Here is a 19,072-nt window from a genome sequence, read left to right as displayed (position 1 = left end):
TTCATCAGCGACGTTTAATAATATAACACCCTTTTGAAAATATGACAATAGTTTTTTTAAAAAAATCATTAATTATTTTCTTTAATACTTATTTCAGTTTCTCTTCTATAGAAAGATAAGCTGTCTTGTGGTTTGGCATATTTTCTTGTATAGTAAGATTGAACTAAATACTTGATGACCACAAGGGGAGCATTAAAGCTGAGAGTGAACATTTTGTTCTGACCCTTTGAACCTGTTAGTTAACGCTGGCGTAGGGATGTGGCAAAGCCAAATGATTTGCAGTTTATGCAAGCAGCGCGCGGACCTTTTCCCATCCTTCCCCGCGCTGCTTTTTTGTTTATCCTTGTTACGGTTGTCTGACCAGGGGGAAAACTATGAATCATTCAACACGGCTTGTGCGCTTAATTGAAATAGCGATTATGACCGGGGCGGCTGTCATTCTGGACATTGTCTCAGGTATGTTTCTCCGGATGCCCCAAGGCGGTTCGGTCTCTATTATGATGATTCCGATTTTTTTGATTTCATTCCGCTGGGGAGTGAAAGCCGGGCTTACGACAGGCTTTTTGACAGGGATTGTCCAGATCGCCATCGGCAATTTGTTTTTGCAGCACCCGGTCCAGCTATTTCTTGATTACATCGCGGCCTTTGCAGTTCTCGGTTTCAGCGGCTTGTTTGCTTCCGGTGTACGGGAATCGGCATTGAATAAAAAAAGAGGCGCTTTAACGATGTATGTTATAGGCGGTGTTTTCATCGGCAGTGTGCTGCGCTATGCGGCACATGTGGTCTCCGGAGCGGTCTTTTTCGGAAGCTATGCTCCGAAAGGCACGCCGGTATGGATTTATTCGTCCGTCTATAACGCGACTTATATGATTCCTTCTTTTATCCTTTCGGCCATTGTCCTTATCTTATTATTCATGACTGCGCCGCGGCTTCTTGAAGCTAAGCGGACGAACTGAAACAGCAGGCGGTTTACGCCTGCTGTTTTTTTATTCCGGGCTGTGCCGTTCGTTCGAATCACTCAGTTCTTTTGTAAGTTCATTTATACTTTGTTTTATGTTGCCTTTGCCTGAAAAATTCTCAATAAGCTCTTTTACATTGATTCCGGAAGATGCTTTTAAGCTTTCCTGAAGACCGGCCATTAAATTGGTTGCGTAGCCTGTGACTTTATTGGCCCCGCCGTTTTCACCGCTTCCTCCCGTATCAACGACGGTTATTTTATCAATGTTGGAAAGAGGCGCTGAGACTTGCTTCGCATATTCAGGCAGCATTTTCACAATCATATCAAGGATTGCAGCCTGCCCGTATTTTTCGAATGCTTCGGCGATTTTTTCTTTAGCTTCCGCTTCTGCGAGACCTTTCAGGCGGATGACTTCCGCTTCGGTTTCTCCTCTCGCCTTTTCAGCCTCTGCTTTAGCAAGACCGTCAATTCTCACGCGTTCTGCTTCCGCCTTGGCCATCGCTTCGATGCTGTACTGCTCGGCATCCGCTTCTGCGAGCTGCTTCGCTTTTGCGGCCGCGGCCGCTTGTTCCACCGAGTAACGGTCAGCATCGGCTTTTTTCTTCACTTCAGAGTCATATTGGCGCTCACGGCGCAGAATTTCTTTTTCCTCCAATTCAATCTGCTTTTGCCGCTCAATAATTTTAATTTGCATTTCCTGCTCTGTCACCTGCTGGCGGGCTTTTGCTGTTTCAAGATCATATGCCTGGTCGGCATTGGCTTTTGCTGTATCCTGCTCTCTTCTGTATTCCGCCATTTTCAGCTGATTGATTTTTTCCGCTTCAGCTATTTCCGTCGCCCGCTCCAGCTCTGATTTTTTTGCATCTTTATCAGCGGCCGCGCGTTTAATCCTCGTCTCTTTATCCGCTTCTGCCGTGGCAATGTCCGCATCCCGCTTGACTTGGGCAATTCTCGGCTTACCTAATGATTCAAGATAGCCGTTTTTATCGCGGACGTCTTTAATCGTAAAAGAAACGATCACGAGCCCCATTTTAGCAAGATCCTGAGACGCGACCCGCTGGACTTCCTGAGAAAACTTTTCCCTGTTTTTATAAATCTCTTCAACGGTCATGGAGCCGAGGATGGAGCGCAGATGGCCTTCCAGCACCTCCCGCGCCTCCTGCTCACGGTCTTCCTTAGATTTCCCCAAAAATTGTTCAGCTGCTGTTGCGATTTCACTGATAGAGCCTCCGATTTTAATAATGGCGGTTCCGTCGGCCATTACCGGCACGCCTTGCTCTGTATAGACTTCGGGTGTAGAGACATCAAGTTTGCTTGACAGTAAACTGAGAGGTTCTGCCTGCTGGAATACCGGGAGCACGAACGTTCCCCCGCCCCGGACGATTTTCAGACGATTTCCGCCTTCATCAATGTGGACGTTCTTATTTCCCAAATAACTTCCGGTCACGATAAGGGCTTCGTCCGGCCCCGCCGTCCGGTACTTCGTAATAAATACAGCAATAAGTGCGATGAGTAAAAAGAATACGATTCCGATAACGATGATAATCGGCATAGTCATAACAGTTCCCCCTTAGATATCAGATTGGTTCATGCGGCGTCACAAAAAGCACTCCGTCTTTCACGTCAATCACTAATACGGCAGTTCCGTACTTGATCTGTTCTTGATCAAAGCTGACGGCTGATTTAGAAATGGCGCCCCCTATTCCCTCTATGATCACTTCTCCATAGCCGTCTTTCGGGACGGAAGTAATGACCCTGCCGACTCTGCCCTTTAAATCCGTCTCCCGATAAGCGAGCGATTCTTCCGCTGATGAAAGCGGGACAAGGACGAAGAAGTGAAGCAGGCTGACCAAAAGAACCGAAAGAACAAATGAAAGCAACGCAATGACAGAACTTGATAGCGGAGCGGCGATTTCGCCGATATAACCTGAGGCTGAAAAGATTGTTAAAAAAGACAGAATCAATGCAGGGTTTAAAAATGAAACAGGAATGGCTTCCGAGAGGCCGTGAAACACATCTTGAAAAAACAGAATCAAAAGCGTGAGGCTTCCCGAAATAATCAATGTGTAAAGATAGACCGTTTCAAGCGGCAGATGAAATATGTCCATCTTCTATCCTCCTTTCGGCCGAGGTGTCGGAGTGTTACTTTATATACGGATGTAAAGGTAAATGGTTTCAATTTTCTGATAAGGAAGGCTGATTACATGATTATCCAATCCGGATATGATATGTTTACTCTAAAGGAGGAGATAGGATGAGCATTTTTAATGAAGCCAGACAGCAGATCTGGGAAGAACTGAAAGGACTCTCTGATGAGGAATTCAACCGAAAGCCCGCGGCTGATGAGTGGAGCGTGCGGGAAGTCCTTGACCATTTAAAGAAAATTGACGAAACAGCGCAGACCCTTTTATCAAAGCAGGCAAAAGACGCACCGTTAAAAGAAATAGAAGAAAAACCGATGGAGTTTATAGAGGACAGAACAGATAAACGGCCGGCGCCGTCACACCTCGAACCTGAGCAAAACCGATTATCAGTCATTGAAGCAAAACAAGAATTAGATACGGCAAGACAGCAGCTGACCGCAGTTATTTCATCATTAAACGAGGAAGACTTTGAACGTGTGCTTCCGCATCCTGTTTTTCAAGAACTGACGATCCGCCAGTGGATTGATTTTATCGGCCATCATGAAAAGCGTCACATTAATCAAATAAAAGAAATCAAACAAAAAATCGAAAAGGTCTGAGTCAGACCTTCTCGATTTTTTTCTTGGCGCGTTTCGGTTCATAAGAATGGATGGTGACCGCATCGCCCGTGCATATGTCACCCGGGCGTTCAACAATACAGACAATTCCTCTTCTGCCCATCGCGTGCCTCACAAACGCCGCGGCGAGTTTTGGCTGATCCGGATAAAAGGATTGAATGACTTCTCCCGGCTGAATGCACGGATCATTTTCTCCCTCGCACAACAGAGACGCACCGCTTGGAAATATCATTCTGCTTCCTTCTTTAAGCGGCGTCAGTGCAGAAAAACCGCTGATTGCGATGTTAGCGCCGAGCCATTCGGGAAAGATATGAGAAATCCCCATCTTCTCCGCAATGTCATCACATTCCTCCATGGACACGATTGAAATCTGTCTCCGGTTAAAAATTTCTGTTCCTCTTTCATACATCGGCTCACGCGCGCCGGCCTTTTTTGTCAGTCCGAAATGCAAGTCACCGGGGAACCCGCCGTATTCCGCGCGAAGCTTGTCCATCTTTTTGGTAACAAATTGTTCGGTATCCGCTATATATACGCCTTCCGTCTTTGCTGTTATGCGTTTCCACATCAGCCACCACCGCCTTTTTCTTGACATTATCCTTAAAAAACCCCGCTCTGTAAAGGAGCGGGGTTCATTTATTATACCGTTTTCGGCGTTAAGTCAAAGCAGCGTTTGTAAATCCAGTTGTATGCTTTCTCATTCAAATCTCTTGGATTTCCGAAAGTTTGCGGATCTTTCATGGCTTCTTTTGATAAACGTTCAATCATGTCCGGAGACACACCTTGTTCTTCTAAACTCGGCACCTCTAAATCTTTTACAAGATCATACATCCAGTTGACGGACGCTTTTGCCGCTTCTTCGGTTGTCATGTTGCTTGTATCGATTCCGAATGCTTTGGCGATGCGGGCGAATTTTTCCGGATAGCCTTTCCAGTTGTATTCCATTACCGGCCCCATCATAGCTGCGACGCATTGTCCGTGAGCGACAGGGATGATGCCGCCGAGCGTCTGGCTCATCGCATGCGCCGCGCCTGCTGATTCACTGCCGTATGAAAGGCCGGCAAGCATCGCCGCCTGCGCCATGCCGTATCTTGCTTCCAAATCCTCTCCGTCCGCAAACGCGCGCTTAATATAATGCGCCGCATATTCAATGGCCATTAAAGCGACGGCATCAGTGATCGGCTGCGCGAATTTCATCGTATAGCACTCGATGGCGTGCGCAAGTGCGTCAATACCTGTCATGGCCGTCACATGCGGAGGCATGGACGTGTGCAGCTCAGGGTCAATGACCGTTAAATGCGCGGCGATAAGCGGTCCGCCCGTATTGAATTTAAATTCTCTTTCTTCATCTGTAATGACCGCCCATTGTGTGACCTCTGAACCTGTTCCCGCAGTCGTCGGGATCGTTGTCAGCGGAGGAATACGGTTTTCCAGCGGCTTTTTGCCTTCCGCGGCTTCATAATCAAGCACGCTTCCTTCGTGTGTCGCTTCTACCCCGATGGCTTTCGCTGTATCCATGGAGCTTCCGCCGCCGACAGCCACAAGACCGTTGCAGTTTTCTTTTTTATACAGTTCTGATCCTTCGTTTACAAGACGTACAGGCGGGTTCGGCTCCACTTTGTTAAACAGGACGACTTCGATGCCCGCTTCCTGCAAAGATTCAATGACTGGGTTTGCCACTCCTGCGTTATAAATTCCCGGGTCTGTTACGAGCAGCGCTTTTGTGACGCCAAGCGCTCTGACTTCACTTCCCGCGTGCTGAATCGCACCGATTCCGTGTTTAATGACTGTCGGGATTTCGAATGTATGGAATTTATGCATGCTTTCTACTTTCATATTTAATGTCATATTGTATCTCCTCCTCGTTATGCTTGAAACCAGTTCACAGCCGCAGGTTTCGTGTTGCGGTAAATATGTTTGATTTCCGTGTATTCTTCCAGACCGATTTTGCCGAGTTCGCGGCCGAAGCCCGATTGTTTGTACCCGCCCCATGGCGCTTGCGCGAAATACGGGTGGAAATCATTGATCCATACCGTTCCCATCCGCAGTTTGGCGGCTACGCGTTCGCATTTTTCAATATCCTTCGACCATACCGCTCCGGCCAGCCCGTAAATGGTATCGTTGGCAAGTCTGATCACTTCTTCTTCAGAAGAAAATGATTCAACTGTTAAAACGGGGCCGAAGATCTCCTCTTGGACTATCCGCATATCAGACTTGCAGTTTGAGAAAATAGTAGGTTCATAGAAGAAACCGTTTTGAAGGGCGGGATCATCAGGACGTTTGCCGCCTGTTTCCAGTTTTGCCCCTTCTTCGATGCCGATTTCTACGTATTTTTCGACTTTGGCCCGATGCTCGGCGGAAATCAGCGGACCGCTTTCCGTATCTTCATGAAAACCGTTTCCTAATTTGATGCGTTTCGTGCGCTTGATCAGCTCGGCTAAAAATTCATCATGAATGGCTTCGTCCACCAAAAGACGGGACCCTGCCGAACATACTTGGCCGGCATGGAAAAACACGGCGTTCAGCGCTTGATCTGCAGCTGTTTCGAGATCTGCATCTTGGAATACGATATTCGGATTTTTGCCGCCAAGCTCCAGAGCAATCTTTTTCACATTGCCGCTTGCCGCCTGCATGATTTTTTTGCCTGTTTCAATTCCGCCCGTAAAAGAGACCAAATCGACGTCGAGGTTTCTCGCCAGCTCGTCGCCGACAGAGGCGCCCGGCCCCAGCACGAGATTGGCGACCCCTTTCGGAATACCGGCTTCTTCTATTAATTGAAAGACTTTAATGGTTGTCAGCGGAGTAATCTCGCTCGGCTTTAAAACGATCGTGTTTCCGGCCGCAAGAGCGGGAGCGATTTTCCAGCTCGCCTGAAGGAGCGGATAGTTCCACGGCGTAATTTGTCCGCATACGCCAATGGGCTCTCTGACGATTTTACTTACGGAATCGGGAATCGGAGATGAAATGACCTCGCCTCCGTCTTTATCCGCCAAACCGGCATAATATTGAAATACATTTGCGATATCATCCATATCGGCTTTACTTTCTTCAATCGTTTTTCCTGTATCGAGCGATTCCAGCTCAGCTAATTCGTTCAGATCGCGTCTGATTAATTCCGCAATTTTCAGAACAAATTGTCCGCGCTCGAGCCCGGAAAGCACCGGCCACTCCCCTTCATCAAATGCTTTTCTGGCTGCGGCGATGGCTTTCACCGCATCATCCCGGTCTCCTTCGCATACCGTTGCAATTTCTTCTTGATTAAATGGATTAATGATACGGCGCGTCTGTTTTTTTTCTGCACTGATCCATTCGCCGCCGATATAAAGCGTTTTGCTCATAAGAGTCCTCCTTACCGAAAAGTAAGTTTGTTAAATAAAAATTTAATGTTTTTAACAATATTAATTTAACACATGTTTTTTTACCTGTCAAAACCCGGTCAGTCCGTTTAGATTTTGACATTTTGTCATGATTCGTTAAGATTAAGAACATAAAGAAATGACTTAACAAATTTAAACTTCAAGAGGAAAAGAGGGACAGTATGGATGAGAATCCAGAATTCGCAGCTATAGAACAAGCCAGGGATCTTGTCATTGATTCCATTGCAGAGACGATGGATCTTTACGGAATCACCCGGAGTGTCGGGATTTTATACGGAACAATGTATATGAGGGATGAAATGACGCTTGACGAAATGCGTGAGGAACTGCAGATGAGCAAACCGAGTATGAGCACAGGCGTCAAAAAGCTGCAGGATTTAAATGTGGTCAAAAAAACCTTTCACCGCGGCACACGGAAGCATACGTTTGTAGCGGAAAAAGATTTCTTTACGTTTTTCACGAATTTCTTCCCGCCGAAATGGGATCGTGAAGTTCAGGTGAATTTGTCCGCCATCGAACAGGCCCAGGCGGATTTGCAGTCCGTTTTGCTGGCCGAGGAAGGCAACGCGGAATTACAGGAAGAAGCGCGGCAGTTATATGATCAGCTTGAAAGTTCGAAAGCTTATTATCATTGGCTGAAGCGTCTCGCTGACTCGGTTCAGAGCGGGGAGATTTTTAAATTTATTCCGATAGAAACGGACGAAAAAAACGCCTGAATCAAAATCAGGCGTTTTTTGTCGTGATTTGATTATTTTTGAGAAAATATAGGAACATAACCCCATTTACTTCCATTAAAATTGATGGTAAATTTTTATAGGTATGGTCGTTCTTTTTTAAGAACAACCAGCAAATTTTTTTTAGGGGGATTTATGAAAATGAAACACAAGTTTTTCTCAACTGTCATGGCAAGTTTATTCGGCCTGGTTTTGCTTCTTTCTCTGCCGACAGCGTCATTCGCCGCTGAGTCAGGCTCAACCGTTCACGAGCCGGAAATGTCCACGAAAGCGACTGCTACCTTATTTGCAAAATATACAGGTGCCAGCCAGCAGGAATGGTCATTTTCTGATATCGAATTGACGTACCGTCCGAACACGATCCTGAGCTTAGGCGTTATGGAATTTACCCTTCCTAGCGGATTTGCGGCTACAACAAAAGATACAGTCAACGGACACGCTTTGCGTGAAAGACAGATTCTGAATAACGGCAAAACAGTCAGACTTCCGTTAAACATTGATTTGCTCGGCGCAGCGGAATTTAAGCTTTCTCTTAATAATAAAACATTGCCTGCTGCAGGTACATATAAGTTCCGTGCAGAAAATAAATCATTAAGCATCGGCTCTAAATTCTATGCTGAGGACACAATTGTTGTTCAAAAACGCAGCACACCGCCGACACAGCCTTGCAACTGCAAATAATTGCGAAAAACGGACCGGCACAAGCCCATCGCTTGTCAGCCGGTCTTTTTTCGTGCTGTTTTCTTTCTTCCGGCCCTCGCATTGACAAACCCTTGAAACAGGAGTACATTCTTGTTTGTTGTATTTGGAGTGACGAAAACAGTTTCTTAAGGAGTTATGAGGATTGGGAAAAATCAAAAATAAACAATTTGCCGTCATCGGACTCGGACGTTTCGGCGGAAGCATCTGTAAAGAGCTTTTTAAAATGGGGCATGAGGTGCTTGCGGTCGATATCAGCGAAGAGCGGGTCAACGCATACTCCTCTTATGCCACGCATGCTGTGCGGGCAAATTCAACGGAAGAAAGCGAGCTTCAGTCGCTCGGCATCAGAAATTTTGAATATGTCATCGTAGCAATCGGCGCCAACATTCAGGCAAGCACGCTGACGACGCTGTTATTGAAGGAGCTGAACATCCCTAATATTTGGGTGAAAGCACAAAACTATTATCATCACAAAGTGCTTGAAAAGATCGGTGCTGATCGTATTATCCATCCCGAAAAGGATATGGGCGTGCGGATTGCGCAAAGCCTTTCGGATGAAAACGTCTTAAATTATATTGATTTGTCAGATGAATACAGCATCGTGGAGCTTTCAGCCACGAAAAAGCTGCATTTAAAATCCATTCTTGAGCTCGGCGTCCGGGCCAGATTCGGCTGCAGCATTCTCGCCGTGAAACATAACGGCGACATTCAGCTGTCCCCTTCTCCGGAGACTGTCATTCATGAATGTGACTGCCTTGTGCTGATGGGGCATAAACGTGATATTAAAAGGTTTGAAACTGAAGGAATGTAAAAAAGCCGGCGGGCTGCCGGCTTTTTTTGATGCTTATGTTTCTTCACTTAACTGGACGGCGGTTTGGTCAACCCAGCCGATCAGCTCATCTTTCACTTGAATTTGGTACCAGACGGATTCTCCGTTTTGTTTTTCAGATACGACTTTAATATGCTGGCCGGTAAACTTTTGCGCCGATGCCAGTTTAATAGAATGCCGCTCTTTTGACGGCTTGGACCACACGTCTTCAATGGCGTGGTCTTTGATGGCGCCTTTCATATCAACTGCTTTAAGAGAGGCATTGATTTTGTCATATTCATTCAGGTTATAGGTTTCTATGACATCTTTAATTTTTTCAGCATAGCCGGGGTCTGTGGCGTAGCCGGATTTTTGAAGGGCAGCCGCCGCTGTTTTATAATTGTCCGCTTCAATGACAGGCTTATACTTCTTTTTATTCCAAGACGTTCCGTTGACAAATAATTTGGCATGGTCATCCATTGATTCAAAAAACGTGCTGTATTTACGGAATTTTGCCCGAATCGTTTTTCGTTTTCCTTTTTCAAATTCATCCGTTTTCATCGTGACGTGTTTTCCTTTATAATCACCTTTTACACCGAACAGGTTGCGCGCTTTCCCCGCAAGCTCACTGTTCCCCCAGTCCGATTCGAGAATGGCCTGTGCGAGGGTGATGCTCGGAAGGACATGATATTTCTCATATAAAATCTGAGCATGCCCGGAAAGGCTGTCAATAAAGACCTGCTGCTCGTCCACCTCTTCAGGCGGTTTTTCTTCCGTCACTATGAATTTCGAAAACACCATTGATACCAGAAATAATCCGAATATAAGAGATACAGCAAAAAGGCACCCAAGCCCCCTTTTGGTCTTTGCTTTCTTTTTCATATCAACCTTCCTTTAATTCCGGAATCACTAGATTTATAATTTTACTGGTCATTGATGAAAATTTCAATAAAATAGGGAAAAAGACGGAGAAAGAACATATTGCGCAAATAAAAAAGACTCCTCTTTGAGGAGTCTTTTTGGTTATGCCATGCTCAGCTGAGGGCCGAACAATTCATATTGAACGGAATCAGAGTCAAACCCGAGGGCAAGAATCATATCTTTCATTTGCGTCATAAACTGCGCTGATCCGCACAAGTAAAATTCAGCATCTTGATTCAGATGAAGCTGCTCCAAGAAGGTTTGATCAATCCTGCCGCTGTAAAAAGGCTTGTCTCCTGAGCGGTCTTGTTCTGCCGGTTCACTGTATACATAAATGACGTTAATATTCGGATGATTCTCCGCAGCTTGTTCAGCCTCTTTGCGGAACGCGGCGTACTCTCCGTTTTTCGCGGCATGAATAAAAGTAACGGCACGCTCCGGCTGTTTTTCGGCGGCTGTTTTCAGCATGCTCATCATCGGCGTGATTCCGGAACCGGCACTGATAAGAACAACCGGTTTTTCGGCAGAAGACAGCTTGAAATCCCCGGCGGGTGCGCTGACTTCAAGTTTATCTCCCTCTTGAACTTCATTGTGGAGATGAGAAGAAACCGCTCCGTCCTTTTTCACAGAAATCCGATATGCCCCTTTTTGAGAAGCATCAGACAGGCTGTACTGGCGAATGTGCGTATAAGGAGAATCCGCAATCCGCACTTTAATGCTGATATATTGTCCCGCTTCAAATCCAGGAAGCGAAGAGCCGTCACTCGGTTTGATATAAAATGATGTAATATCTTTGCTTTCTTTCGTTTTCTGTATAACCGTAAATTCTTTATACCCCTGCCATCCGGCTTCATTGTACATGTCTTTTTCAATGCCGATGAAAGCCTCCGCAATAACACCGTAAGCTTTTTCCCATGCCTGCATAATCTCAGGAGTTGCGGCATCCTGCAGCACATCCTTAATTGCCAGAAGCAGATACTTTCCGACAATCGGATAATGTTCCGGTTTTACACCGATGCTTGTGTGTTTATGGCCGATCTGTCTGACCGCCGGAATGATTTGTTCTAATTGATCAATATTCGCCGCAGCCGCAATGACTGCATTTGCCAATGCTGCGCGCTGAGTCTGTTTCTTTTGGTTCGTTTGGTTAAACATATTTAACAGTTCGGGATGATCTTGAAACATCAGGTTATAAAAGCGTCCGGTGATGTTTTCTCCATGTGTTTTCAATACGGGTACTGTGCTTTTGATGATGTCTATTGTTCTCTCATCCAGCATGTTAATCCTCAACCCTTCTAAAGATGTATTTTAAATATATCTTTATAGTAAGAGATATTTCGAATAAAAGATATATTTAAAATGAATCTTTAAAAAAGTCGTCACAATATTGTGTTGGATTTGGAATTTATGGATTTTACCTCCTTTTTTTATCACCCGGTGAAACAGGGACACATATATTTGGGAATATACGTTTAAAGATGAAAGCGGGGGAGTGCATGGTTTCCGATATCGATTACACGTCTCCGAATACACAGTTCACTTATGATGTGAATGAGAGCCGTTTTTTTACGAAAGATGCTCAGAACTTTATCAATGTATTGGGGATTAAACAGTTAAACACGCTTGAAAATATTTCATTATTAGATATCTTTCTGAGCAAAACAAATGTGATTGAACCGCATACCCATCAAAACGCCGCTGAATTGGTGTACTGTATTTCGGGTTCCGCGGTGGTGTCGATGCTGAATCCGTTCACCCAGAAAATACGGAATTATCCGATCTCTTCAGGACAAGTGGCGAATGTTCCGCAGGGGTGGTGGCATTATGAAGTCGCCACTTCAGACAGAACCCACCTTTTGGCCATATTTGACGCCCCTTCGCCTGAAGTGATATACGGCTCGGATATTCTCCGTCTGACGCCGCCTGAGATCATGGCGCATACGTACTGTCTGAATGAGCATGAGTGGGAAAAAGCCGTTTCCCCGATCCGGCAATCAACTGTGATAGGTCCCGATAAATACTGCGGACAGACTGAAAACACGGGTATTCATGATATGAATAAGCCTTATCAGCCAAATACGCATTATCCGAATGATCCGTATCGGCATTATGATACGCCGTTATATTGGGGATATTAAACGGAGAGCCAGAGCGGCATCGACAGAAAGAGCCCCTCATTGGAGAGGGGCTCTTGATCATTACGATCCGGTTCCGCAGCTTACTTTGTACTCGCCTTCGGACGATTTTTTTGAATAACATACGTGCGGCGTCTGTCCGGTTTCATCTTTCCAATTGAACCAATTTACATAATAAAGGTTCCCGGCCTCTCCGCCGCCTTCTTCTTTTCGAAGAATCGCAAAGTAGCTTTGATACGGATATCCTTTTTTATAAATGTCATGCCTGATGGCTCCTTTTTCTGAAGCAGACGTGAAGACGATGGGAGAAAGAGCCGGGAGCGCTGTTAAAAGAAGTGCCAGTGCCGCTGAAAGAGTTAGTAGAAGATAGATTTTCTTTTTCATTTTCTCTCTTTCCTTTATTTTGAATTGTTAGAAATGAAGCAGAACATAGAGGCTGCCGCAGAAGATGAAAAAACAAAAAAACCCTTATNAAATGAAGCAGAACATAGAGGCTGCCGCAGAAGATGAAAAAACAAAAAAACCCTTATTTATAGAATAAGGGTTTAAAGGTATGGAGCCAAGGGGGCTCGAACCCCTGACCTCTACGCTGCCGGTGTGGAGATGAGTTCCTGATACGAACAGACGTTTTATTTCAAACCCTAATCTTTTATTTGGCTAAAAATGAATAAGTTGGTCCCCAAATAGGATAATAAATTAAAGGTTAATTTTCCACTAGACCTGCCATCAAAACGCCCATCACAATCAATAATAATAGTAAAAGTAAACAAAGTGCTAGGATAACAAAAGAAATGTTCTTTGCAATTCCTTTAGGCGATTTGATTGCTAGAATACTCCCCACGACAATTCCTAGGATTCCAAGCGCCCAATGAATATGAGGCAGAAAGCACAATGCGAATAAAAGGATGATAAGCGACACTATTCCAAAATACTTTCTCATTTCTCTCCTTTCTATTTTCCCTCCATTAAATTTGAAAATTGAGCTTATCAATTCTTATATATTCTTAAGATCTAAAAATATAGAGTGCCATATTTTTTTAATATTAGCATAGATTTATCGTTCGAGCTTTAAGACGACGAATACATACGCGAGGTTATCTGCGCAGTTCATTACGGGACCACATACGGAAGGAAACTCTTGTCGAGAACTTAAAGGTGGATACATTATTGTATTTGATTCTCTTTTATCCGTTGAGACTTATGAAGTGGGAGATGATCAAATGACTGATTTCGAATGAAAAGTGTACCGGATTATCTTTAACATGATCCAATTCGGAAAAAACCCCTCCTTGGATGAATTGAAGAGAAAAACCGGCAAGGATGAACGCGCTATCCGGGAAGCAGTGAAGAACCTCATGAGGCAGCGTATGCTGAAATGGGATAAGAATAAAAACAAGTGGATGTTTTGAAACAATATAATGAAGAAAGGAAAAAAGCCTTTTCCGAAGAAAAGGCGTAAGCTGATCAAGTCTGGAAACGATCTGAGGCAGTTTGAAAGGTATCATGTGTTTGTTTTTCCACTGTGTTCACACCCACTTCGCATATAAAAGATAACGACAGACCCAAAATAATGAAGATGCTTTTTTTAAAATTCATACAGGCACTCTCCTTCTTAGGTTTGATTACGATCAGACGAAACTTGATAAGATCCATCAAATGAAACAGCCGATGTTGCTAGACCGATCCCTGACATTAAAACGACAGCCGACACAATGATAAATACGCCTTTTCTAAAATTCATACAGGCATTCTCCCCTCTGAATTTGTTTTTGCGTTTGAATCATTTTTTGATGATAAAAATAAGATTTGTCATATTGCTTTGACTCTGCATAAACAGCAGCCGTATCAAGAGCAATATCTTCTACATACGAATAGTTTTTATTTTTCTCAAGGTAATCAATTGTTTGTTTGATTCCTATTTGGTCTATTGCATTAATATATAAAGCCTCCAAATATTTTTGCAGAGATTCAAACAGCTTATCTCCTTGAAATATCGCTGATGAAAGTCCCTTTTTGCTGATTTGAATCGCCTCGCTTGTTTTCCCTTGTTTAAATAGAAGCTTTGCGTATGTAAACAAGGAATGCGGAAGGTTACCCAATTTATACTTTTCAGATATCTCCGCTGCTTTTTTTAAGTAGATTTCAGCTTTATTGTATTCTTCTAAGTCTCCGTAATTCTTTCCTATGTTGTAATAAGCAGAACTGAGCAGCCTTTCATTATTGTTTACTTGTTTCGACAACTCTAAAGCTTTTTCTAAATGCGGCAAGCTTTTTTCATAACGTTTAAAGTCTACATAGTTCCCTGATACGACAAATAGACATTGAATTTTCCGGACCTTATACAACTCATACTGATCGTAAATATCGAGCGCTTGCTTTACGTGATGCATGGAGACGTGGCTTTGTTTCATACCGTAATATGCTTCAGCCAGTTTAAAATGAAACTCCGCTCTCTCAATTTCATCATGCACATGAACGAGTTGTTTTTCAGCCTCTCTATAAAAGCCGATCGCCTTTACATACTGCTTTTGATCAAATTCATACATGCCGCGGAAAAATAAAGAATAATAGCACAGCAGGCCGGAAATTCCTTTATTTGATGCTTCGATTTTTTCCAGCAGCTCGTCAATTGTCGGTCTCACGCGGGTAGTCACCGGTTCTAAATAATCCAGCATAAGCTGATGGCGGAATTTCATGAGGGTGTAGTAAATCAGTAGATACTCGTCTTCTTCCATCTCATTTATTTCTTGTTCCACTTCCACTTTCAAAATCTCCGCATCCGGAACACTGAACTGACGTATCATTTTGTACCATTCATTGATCTTAACGCCAACCTCCGATGATGGTAAAACAGAACTCACAAGGCCACTCCTCCTTTTATATAATATTCTAACATTTCCAAATTATGTTTGAACGAAAAAAAACCGCAATTTGTTTGCGGTCTACAGTGATTATAAAATCATGATTTTGTTGGATAAAAGATACATCATTTCTTATACCATTAGACATATTACGCATTACTTATTTTCACATAACTGTTGGAAATGGCCATTCTATTTGCGATAATAAAACTAATGTGTCGGGAATACAAATGGGGAGGGGATAAGGATGTGCCATTTTAAAATGAGCCTTACTTTATCACTCAAGCGTTCTCAGCTCTAAAGAAATGTGTACTTTGGATAAACGTGTATAAGTAGACTCTCTACAAGTCTACTTTATTTTTTCTCATAAATAAAAACGAGGTGAAAATCAATGGATGGTATAGAATTTTTAGAAAACATGACACGACTTGGAATAATCATTTTGGTGTTCTCCGGATACGCTATTTATTGGAAATTAGGTAAAACAAAAAGAGAGCGAGGGCTTTCAAAATTTGAAGCTTGTCTTAGGTTCTCTGTAATGTTTGGGATAATAGCATGGGGGGTTTCGACTCTTGCTTTGAGTTTATGGTCATAATCTTTTTTGTCGATATTTGACTTATCCTGTCTAAACAGATTAAAACCGGATAAACATACCCTCATTTGGAAAAAAATGTGTTACCATGTAGTTGCTTGTACAATTTTCCAAAAGGGGGAGTTATAATGTTGAAAAGATTAGTTTTTCTGGCGTTGACCCTACTTCTTGCTATTGCTACAATAGCGCCAACAGTTTCAGCAGAGGAAGAGAACGGGTTAGATGGATTAACTAAAGAACAAATTGAAAAATCTTTAAAAGAAGTTGAGTACATCTTTACTAAGATTGTAATTTTTGATGAAGAAACAGGTTACACAGTTAATGAGGGTGAGCTTGAAAAGTCTCCTTATACCAAAGGTCAAAAAGAGGGTATGATCGCCTTCGCTAACTATATGAACAAGGAATATAAGTATGCAAGTGTCCAAAAGAACACTGTTCAAAGATGCCTTGAAGATGCTATTGGTATCTCTAAAGGAGCATTAGATAAAGTTCAAAAGGCAATTGAAAAAGGAGATTGGTGGACAGTATTGGAATATATAGGCAAATTAGGTGTAGCAATTTCTCCACCAGTATTATTTACATTCTTCCTGTTCTGCGGTGCTACACCAGCAAAGATTGCTCCGCAAGAAAATTGATAAACAACAAAGCCGCCTTTAGAGGCGGCTTCTTCAATCCTAATTGAAGGCGAAAAGCAACTAAACTTCCTCAAAATAAATTTTTCGTCCCAAAATTGTCCCCAATTGCTTTTTAGGGCTATTGGCTCTGTTCCTGACAAATAAAAAAACCCTTATAGAATAAGGGTTTAAAGGTATGGAGCCAAGGGGGCTCGAACCCCTGACCTCTACGCTGCCAGCGTAGCGCTCTCCCAGCTGAGCTATGGCCCCGTGCTGTAACGTCATGTTTTATTATAGACGAGTCTTCTTTGAATTTCAAGCAGAAAATTCAGTTTGCTCATATTTTCCTGAGACGCTTTTCGAACATAAAAAGAAGACCCTCCGGGGGCCTCTTCGTTTATCGAACGAGCATGATTAAAATGATGCCGAGGATGACACGGTAAATGGCGAACGGGACAAGCTTAATCCGGTTAATAAGCCGAAGAAAAAATTTGACGACTAAGAGGGCGACGACAAAGGCGCAGATAAAGCCGACTAGAAAAAACGGAATCATGTCATAAGAAAGACTGCTCCAGTATTTCACCAGCTTCAGAAGGCTTGCGCCCGCCATAATCGGAATAGCCATAATAAATGTGAAGTCTGCGGCTGCCCGGTGATTCAAGCCGACAATGACACCTCCGGCAATCGTTGAGCCTGAGCGGGAAAATCCGGGCCATAAGGCGAGACACTGGAATAATCCGACACAGAAAGCCTGTTTGTAGGTGATTCTGTCTACCGTATCGATCGTTTCTTTCCTTTTATTGATCCAGTCCGCTATAAGCATAAGCACGGCTCCGGCAATTAATCCGTAAGCGACCGTTCTGACGGAGAATAAATAGCGGTCAATGAAATCCTCAAATAAAAAACCGAGCACCGCCGCCGGAACAAGACCGACGGCGATTTGCGCGATGGTCAGCCTGTATCCCTTCTGCTGATCGCGCGTGACGTTTTTTTTGAGGCCGAGTAAATGTAATATCCGATCCTTAAACACAATGGCCACCGCCAGAATCGAACCGAGCTGAATCACCACTTTGAAGGAATTGGCGGCTTCCGGATTCATCAGGCTTCCGGATTTCAGCCAGATGTCATCCGCTATGATCATATGTCCCGTGGAAGAAACCGGCGCATACTCCGTCAGCCCTTCCACGATTCCCAAAACGGCTGCTGTGAACATCTCCCATAGTGTCATCCCATTCTTCCCTTCATTCATCATTTACAAAAGAGAAGCTCTCCTCTGAAGGAAAGCCTGTCTTATAATAAATATCATGTCCGTTCCGATTTTATGACTTCGATCCAGCATCATTTTTTTCTTCTTCATATAAATGCGAACGCATTTTGAACCAATCAAACAGATGGGTCGTGACCACTTTGATGACCGCATACCCCGGGATGGCTAAAATAATGCCGACAACCCCGAACAGCTTTCCGGCGGTTAAAAGAACAAAGATGATGGTAATCGGGTGAATGTGAAGATTTTTCCCCATGATCTGCGGCGAAATTAATTTTCCTTCCACGAGCTGGACAACGGTCCATACAATCGCAAGCTTCAGCAGCATAAGGGGCGAAGTGACCAACGCGATAATAATCGCCGGCGTGATGGCAATGGTCGGCCCTAAATACGGAACAACGCTCGTACAAGCGGCAATGACCGCAAGCAGTGACGCATAATCAAGTCCGATAATCAGATAGCCGATAAATAATAAAAACCCGATGCAGAAGCTGACGATGACCTGTCCTCTGATATAGGAACTTAATCTGTGGTTCATTTCACTAAGCATCGTATACGTTTGTTCTTTCAGACGGGTGGGCACAAACTTTAAGATATAAATCGGCAGTTTTTTGCCGTCTTTCAGCAAATAGAACAGAATAAACGGCACGGTCACAATTGAAATAATTACTTCCGTCAGCGCGCCGATAAAATTCCCGACTCCGGTAAATGTGCTGTTTGCAATTGTCGCCGCCTGCGCCGATACTTTATTAGCAAGATCGGAAATGTTGATATTCATCGTCTTTTGCGCCTGATTTACAAAATCGCTTCCGATCAGGCTTTTCGTCTGATCTTCAACGATATCCACATATTTCGGCAGATTGTCGATCAGGCTCATGATCTGTTCCTTTAAAAACGGAATAATTGAAACGACCGTAATCGTAATCAGCCCTATAATAATGAGGTAAAGGAGCAGGATGGAATAGACTCTTTTCACTCTTATTTTTTCCAATATATCTACGATCGGATTAAGCAGATAATAAACAATTCCTGTCAAAATGACGGGGAGCGCAATCGTTTTGAGCAGGACGATAATAGGTGTGAAAATAAATGATGTCTTCATAAAGACAAGGATATTGAGACCGATGAGCAGCAATACAAGCAAAAACAAGACAAATTTATTGTCTAAGAAAAACTGTTTAAATCTGCCGCCCCATGTTTGCAATGTTTCCACTATTGTTCCTCCATCATATGTATTTTACTTAAATTGTACACTATCGTTCCTGTAATGAAAAATAATAACCGGTCTCTATGGGAATTTTTCCTATCCCTTTAGCTGGCAGCCTTTTTTCCATTTATGTTTCTC

General features: G+C 43.6%; 19 protein-coding genes, 1 tRNA gene and 1 riboswitch. Of the genes, 8 read left to right on the top strand and 12 right to left on the bottom strand.

What is annotated here, in order from left to right; all coding sequences use genetic code 11:
* Positions 1-173: 173 nt before the first annotated feature.
* Positions 174-274: riboswitch (TPP riboswitch) on the top strand.
* A gap of 100 nt (positions 275-374) precedes the next feature.
* Positions 375-956 (top strand): energy-coupled thiamine transporter ThiT, encoded by a 582-nt coding sequence (gene thiT, locus D5S11_RS03660; RefSeq protein ID WP_012118271.1) that lies wholly within the window; start codon positions 375-377, stop codon positions 954-956.
* Positions 957-986: 30 nt separating this feature from the next.
* Here the strand turns inward: thiT and D5S11_RS03655 are convergent, their stop codons facing one another.
* Positions 987-2,516, bottom strand: a complete 1,530-nt coding sequence (locus D5S11_RS03655) for a flotillin lipid rafts scaffold protein FloT (protein ID WP_020954289.1) — start codon at positions 2,514-2,516, stop codon at positions 987-989.
* A gap of 19 nt (positions 2,517-2,535) precedes the next feature.
* Positions 2,536-3,066 (bottom strand): NfeD family protein, encoded by a 531-nt coding sequence (locus tag D5S11_RS03650; RefSeq protein ID WP_007410165.1) that lies wholly within the window; start codon positions 3,064-3,066, stop codon positions 2,536-2,538.
* 146 nt (positions 3,067-3,212) lie between these two features.
* Between D5S11_RS03650 and D5S11_RS03645 the strand changes: the two genes are divergently transcribed.
* A complete protein-coding gene (locus D5S11_RS03645; RefSeq protein ID WP_047936062.1) occupies positions 3,213-3,701 on the top strand; it encodes a DinB family protein in 489 nt (162 codons plus the stop codon).
* A gap of 1 nt (position 3,702) precedes the next feature.
* Here D5S11_RS03645 and D5S11_RS03640 read toward each other — a convergent pair whose 3' ends face one another.
* From D5S11_RS03640 to betB, 3 genes are all read right to left on the bottom strand, one after another.
* On the bottom strand, positions 3,703-4,284 hold the full coding sequence (locus D5S11_RS03640) for an MOSC domain-containing protein (protein ID WP_003152182.1): 582 nt from the start codon (positions 4,282-4,284) through the stop codon (positions 3,703-3,705).
* A gap of 71 nt (positions 4,285-4,355) precedes the next feature.
* On the bottom strand, positions 4,356-5,564 hold the full coding sequence (gbsB, locus tag D5S11_RS03635; protein WP_003152181.1) for a choline dehydrogenase: 1,209 nt from the start codon (positions 5,562-5,564) through the stop codon (positions 4,356-4,358).
* A 17-nt stretch (positions 5,565-5,581) separates the two neighbouring features.
* Positions 5,582-7,054, bottom strand: a complete 1,473-nt coding sequence (betB, locus tag D5S11_RS03630) for a betaine-aldehyde dehydrogenase (RefSeq protein WP_014418720.1) — start codon at positions 7,052-7,054, stop codon at positions 5,582-5,584.
* Between the two features lie 200 nt (positions 7,055-7,254).
* Here betB and cudC point away from each other — a divergent pair, with 200 nt between their 5' ends.
* The 3 genes from cudC to ktrA all read left to right on the top strand — a co-directional run bounded on the left by cudC (position 7,255) and on the right by ktrA (position 9,340).
* Positions 7,255-7,809, top strand: coding sequence for a transcriptional regulator GbsR (gene cudC / locus D5S11_RS03625; protein WP_007410170.1), 555 nt, complete (start codon positions 7,255-7,257; stop codon positions 7,807-7,809).
* A 159-nt stretch (positions 7,810-7,968) separates the two neighbouring features.
* A complete protein-coding gene (gene bslA, locus D5S11_RS03620) occupies positions 7,969-8,508 on the top strand; it encodes a biofilm surface layer hydrophobin BslA (protein ID WP_003152178.1) in 540 nt (179 codons plus the stop codon).
* 163 nt (positions 8,509-8,671) lie between these two features.
* Positions 8,672-9,340: a potassium uptake protein KtrA gene (ktrA, locus tag D5S11_RS03615; RefSeq protein ID WP_007410171.1), complete on the top strand. Its 669-nt coding sequence runs from the start codon at positions 8,672-8,674 to the stop codon at positions 9,338-9,340.
* Between the two features lie 33 nt (positions 9,341-9,373).
* On the opposite strand, the gene D5S11_RS03610 is transcribed toward ktrA, so the two are convergent.
* Positions 9,374-10,219, bottom strand: coding sequence for a glucosaminidase domain-containing protein (locus D5S11_RS03610; RefSeq protein ID WP_007410172.1), 846 nt, complete (start codon positions 10,217-10,219; stop codon positions 9,374-9,376).
* A gap of 141 nt (positions 10,220-10,360) precedes the next feature.
* Positions 10,361-11,536, bottom strand: a complete 1,176-nt coding sequence (gene hmpA / locus D5S11_RS03605) for an NO-inducible flavohemoprotein (protein ID WP_032867215.1) — start codon at positions 11,534-11,536, stop codon at positions 10,361-10,363.
* Between the two features lie 218 nt (positions 11,537-11,754).
* On the opposite strand from hmpA, the gene D5S11_RS03600 reads away from it, so the two are divergent.
* Positions 11,755-12,396: a cupin domain-containing protein gene (locus D5S11_RS03600; RefSeq protein ID WP_108724759.1), complete on the top strand. Its 642-nt coding sequence runs from the start codon at positions 11,755-11,757 to the stop codon at positions 12,394-12,396.
* A 60-nt stretch (positions 12,397-12,456) separates the two neighbouring features.
* On the opposite strand, the gene D5S11_RS03595 is transcribed toward D5S11_RS03600, so the two are convergent.
* Positions 12,457-12,777, bottom strand: a complete 321-nt coding sequence (locus D5S11_RS03595; RefSeq protein ID WP_094031239.1) for a hypothetical protein — start codon at positions 12,775-12,777, stop codon at positions 12,457-12,459.
* 1,346 nt (positions 12,778-14,123) lie between these two features.
* Positions 14,124-15,254 (bottom strand): Rap family tetratricopeptide repeat protein, encoded by a 1,131-nt coding sequence (locus D5S11_RS03585; RefSeq protein ID WP_108724758.1) that lies wholly within the window; start codon positions 15,252-15,254, stop codon positions 14,124-14,126.
* A 391-nt stretch (positions 15,255-15,645) separates the two neighbouring features.
* On the opposite strand from D5S11_RS03585, the gene D5S11_RS03580 reads away from it, so the two are divergent.
* Both D5S11_RS03580 and D5S11_RS20160 read left to right on the top strand, forming a co-directional pair.
* The gene (locus D5S11_RS03580) at positions 15,646-15,849 is read left to right on the top strand and encodes a hypothetical protein (RefSeq protein ID WP_038464241.1); all 204 of its coding nucleotides are present in this window, start codon (positions 15,646-15,648) and stop codon (positions 15,847-15,849) included.
* 125 nt (positions 15,850-15,974) lie between these two features.
* Positions 15,975-16,481, top strand: a complete 507-nt coding sequence (locus D5S11_RS20160) for a hypothetical protein (RefSeq protein ID WP_060675421.1) — start codon at positions 15,975-15,977, stop codon at positions 16,479-16,481.
* Between the two features lie 176 nt (positions 16,482-16,657).
* Here D5S11_RS20160 and D5S11_RS03570 read toward each other — a convergent pair.
* The 3 genes from D5S11_RS03570 to D5S11_RS03560 all read right to left on the bottom strand — a co-directional run bounded on the left by D5S11_RS03570 (position 16,658) and on the right by D5S11_RS03560 (position 18,940).
* Positions 16,658-16,730 (bottom strand) — tRNA-Ala (locus D5S11_RS03570).
* A gap of 127 nt (positions 16,731-16,857) precedes the next feature.
* A complete protein-coding gene (locus D5S11_RS03565) occupies positions 16,858-17,688 on the bottom strand; it encodes an undecaprenyl-diphosphate phosphatase (RefSeq protein ID WP_007613337.1) in 831 nt (276 codons plus the stop codon).
* A 91-nt stretch (positions 17,689-17,779) separates the two neighbouring features.
* Positions 17,780-18,940: an AI-2E family transporter gene (locus D5S11_RS03560; protein WP_007408629.1), complete on the bottom strand. Its 1,161-nt coding sequence runs from the start codon at positions 18,938-18,940 to the stop codon at positions 17,780-17,782.
* Between the last annotated feature and the right edge of the window lie 132 nt (positions 18,941-19,072).

Origin of the sequence: Bacillus sp. L75, assembly GCF_003676355.1 — a bacterium.
In the GTDB taxonomy this organism is placed as follows: Bacteria; Bacillota; Bacilli; order Bacillales; family Bacillaceae; genus Bacillus; species Bacillus velezensis.
This window is presented reverse-complemented; position numbering and strand designations above follow the sequence as displayed.

Bases quoted from the DNA above. Each gene is read 5' to 3' on its own strand.
- D5S11_RS03600 (WP_108724759.1), top strand. From the start codon at position 11,755: ATGGTTTCCGATATCGATTACACGTCTCCGAATACACAGTTCACTTAT.
- D5S11_RS03645 (WP_047936062.1), top strand. From the start codon at position 3,213: ATGAGCATTTTTAATGAAGCCAGACAGCAGATCTGGGAAGAACTGAAA.
- D5S11_RS03655 (WP_020954289.1), bottom strand. From the start codon at position 2,516: ATGACTATGCCGATTATCATCGTTATCGGAATCGTATTCTTTTTACTC.
- thiT (WP_012118271.1), top strand. From the start codon at position 375: ATGAATCATTCAACACGGCTTGTGCGCTTAATTGAAATAGCGATTATG.
- cudC (WP_007410170.1), top strand. From the start codon at position 7,255: ATGGATGAGAATCCAGAATTCGCAGCTATAGAACAAGCCAGGGATCTT.
- D5S11_RS03580 (WP_038464241.1), top strand. From the start codon at position 15,646: ATGGATGGTATAGAATTTTTAGAAAACATGACACGACTTGGAATAATC.
- gbsB (WP_003152181.1), bottom strand. From the start codon at position 5,564: ATGACATTAAATATGAAAGTAGAAAGCATGCATAAATTCCATACATTC.
- D5S11_RS03565 (WP_007613337.1), bottom strand. From the start codon at position 17,688: ATGACACTATGGGAGATGTTCACAGCAGCCGTTTTGGGAATCGTGGAA.
- bslA (WP_003152178.1), top strand. From the start codon at position 7,969: ATGAAACACAAGTTTTTCTCAACTGTCATGGCAAGTTTATTCGGCCTG.
- hmpA (WP_032867215.1), bottom strand. From the start codon at position 11,536: ATGCTGGATGAGAGAACAATAGACATCATCAAAAGCACAGTACCCGTA.
- D5S11_RS03595 (WP_094031239.1), bottom strand. From the start codon at position 12,777: ATGAAAAAGAAAATCTATCTTCTACTAACTCTTTCAGCGGCACTGGCA.
- D5S11_RS20160 (WP_060675421.1), top strand. From the start codon at position 15,975: ATGTTGAAAAGATTAGTTTTTCTGGCGTTGACCCTACTTCTTGCTATT.
- D5S11_RS03610 (WP_007410172.1), bottom strand. From the start codon at position 10,219: ATGAAAAAGAAAGCAAAGACCAAAAGGGGGCTTGGGTGCCTTTTTGCT.
- D5S11_RS03650 (WP_007410165.1), bottom strand. From the start codon at position 3,066: ATGGACATATTTCATCTGCCGCTTGAAACGGTCTATCTTTACACATTG.
- betB (WP_014418720.1), bottom strand. From the start codon at position 7,054: ATGAGCAAAACGCTTTATATCGGCGGCGAATGGATCAGTGCAGAAAAA.
- D5S11_RS03640 (WP_003152182.1), bottom strand. From the start codon at position 4,284: ATGTGGAAACGCATAACAGCAAAGACGGAAGGCGTATATATAGCGGAT.